Raw genomic sequence first — 2306 nt, forward strand, 5'->3', positions numbered from 1 at the left:
GACTCCCACGTCGAGACGATGAACGCGATCCTGAAGGAGGAGCCTCCGGAGCTCCTCGAGTCCGGACGGAACATCGCGCCGACTCTCGACCGAATCGTCCGGCGCTGCCTCGAGAAAGCTCCCGAGGCGCGGTTCCACTCCGCGAGCGACCTCGCGTTCGATCTCGAGACGGTCTCGGGCGTTTCCGCCGGAGCGGTGAGCGGCCCCGCGCGCGGGGTTCGCGGCGGCGCCGCCGGCCGGTGGAAAGCACCGGCGGCGCTCGCCGCGACGGCGGCTCTCTTCCTCGCGGCGGGCCTGTGGCTCGGCGCGCGGCGAGCGGGGACGGCCGGATCGGCCCGCTTCACCGCCGTCACCCACGACCGGGGCATCATCCAGGAAGCGCGCTTCTCACCCGACGGCCGGACGATCGCCTACGCCGCGGCATGGAACGGCGCCCCCTACCACGTCTATCTCGCGAGGACCGATACGCCCGAATCGACGCCGCTCGCCGTTCCGGAGGCGGCGGTGCTGTCCGTTTCCTCGAAGGGAGAGCTCGCGATCGCGCTCGGATACCGGCAGACGGGATGGATGGGTCTGGGGCAGCTCGCCCGCGTGCCGCTCCTCGGCGGGACGCCGAGGCCCATCGTCGACGACGTCGTCGCCGCCGACTGGGCGCCCGACGGCGAAGGGATCGCCGTCGCCCGCCGGGCGGGATCCCGTTACCGGATCGAGTATCCGATCGGGAAGGTCCTCTACGAAACCGGCGGGTGGATCAGCCACATCCGATTCTCCCGCGACGGCACGCGGATTGCGTTCGCGAACCACCCCGTCCTCCAGGACGACCGGGGTACGATCGACGTCGTCGACCTCCGCGGCAGCCACCAGGTCCTCACCGACGAATGGAGCGGCGTCCAGGGAGCGTGCTGGTCTTTGAAAGGCGACGAGATCTGGTTCGCCGCGGACCCCGGCGTCGGAGGGCGGCGCCTCATGGCGGTGAAGCCCGGCGGTAAGCCGCGGCCGGTTCTCGGGATCCCGGGAAACGTGTTCCTGATGGACGTCGCGGCCGACGGCCGGATCCTGCTGACGCGCGAAGAACGATCGATTCAGACGATCGCGTATCTCCCGGGCGACGAAAAAGGGCAGGATCTCTCCTGGCTCGGGTATTCGTTCGGGCAGGACTTCTCGCCCGACGACCGGCTGCTCCTGACGACGTACGTCGGAGAGGGAAGCGGAAACAACTACACGACCTACCTCCGGCCGACCGACGGCTCGCCGGCGGCGCGGGTCGGAGAGGGGGGCGGTCTGGCGCTCTCTCCGGACGGGAAGTGGGTCGCCGACATCGTCTACACCCCTTCCCCGCGGATCGTCCTCTACCCCACGGGAGCGGGTGAAGCGCGCTCGATCTCCGTCGATGTCCCGGTCGAATCCGGAAACTGGATTTCGAACGAAACCCTCGTCCTGGTGGCGGCGGCCGGAGGGAGCCGGCGCGCCTACCGACTCGACGTCGCCGGCGGAAAGCTCGTCCCCCTGACGCCGGAAGGAGTCGATTCGTTCGACCCCTACCTGCCGGTCACTCCCGACCGCCGGGCCGTCGTGCTGCGCGGACCCGACCGGCGGCCGGCGCTCTACCCGATCTCCGGGGGCGTCCCGACTCCGATATCGGGATGGCGCGACGGCGACCAGCCGGTGCGGTTCGCGGAAGACGGAAGAACGCTCTTCGTCGTCGGCGGAAATCTTCCGATCCGGATCGAGCAGCTGGACGTCTCGAGCGGCGCGCGCCGTCCCTGGCGCCAGTTCGACGCTTCCGACCCGGCCGGCCTCCAGATCGCCTACGGTCCGGTCGTGATCAGCCGCGACGGCCGGGCGATCGCCTGCAACTACACCCGGCGTCTCAGCTCCCTCTTCCTCGGCGAGGGGATCCGGTGATCCGGCTTCGCTCCTATGGAGCCGGCAGCCCCGCCGAAGCCCTCCGATACCTCGGCGAGGGCGGGGCGAAGGCGGGTACGGCGCGACGAGTCCGCCTTCGCTTTAGGATCGCCCGGTGACTCTCGCTGCCGGCGCCAAGCTCGGCCTGTACGAGATTCTTTCCCCCCTCGGGGCTGGGGGCATGGGCGAGGTCTACAAGGCGAAGGACACGAAGCTCAACCGCTTCGTCGCGATCAAGGTCCTCCCCGAGTCGCTCGCCGACGATTCTGACGCGCTCGCGCGCTTCGAGCGCGAAGCGCACGCGGTCGCGGCGTTGAATCACCCGAACATCCTGGCAATCCACGACTTCGGGACGGACGGTGGGGTCGCCTACGCCGTCATGGAGCTCCTGGAAGGAGAAA

At 69.7% G+C, this 2306-nt stretch carries 2 protein-coding genes; both read left to right on the plus strand.

Translation table 11 applies throughout. From position 1 onward, the window contains the following. On the plus strand, positions 1–1905 hold a 1905-nt coding region (locus tag VKH46_12210; GenBank protein ID HKB71600.1), incomplete at its 5' end, for a hypothetical protein. Positions 1906–2020: 115 nt separating this feature from the next. Beyond that, on the plus strand, positions 2021–2306 hold a 286-nt coding region (locus VKH46_12215; protein HKB71601.1), incomplete at its 3' end, for a protein kinase.

It is taken from the genome of Thermoanaerobaculia bacterium (assembly GCA_035260525.1).
Classification (GTDB): domain Bacteria; phylum Acidobacteriota; class Thermoanaerobaculia; order UBA5066; family DATFVB01; genus DATFVB01.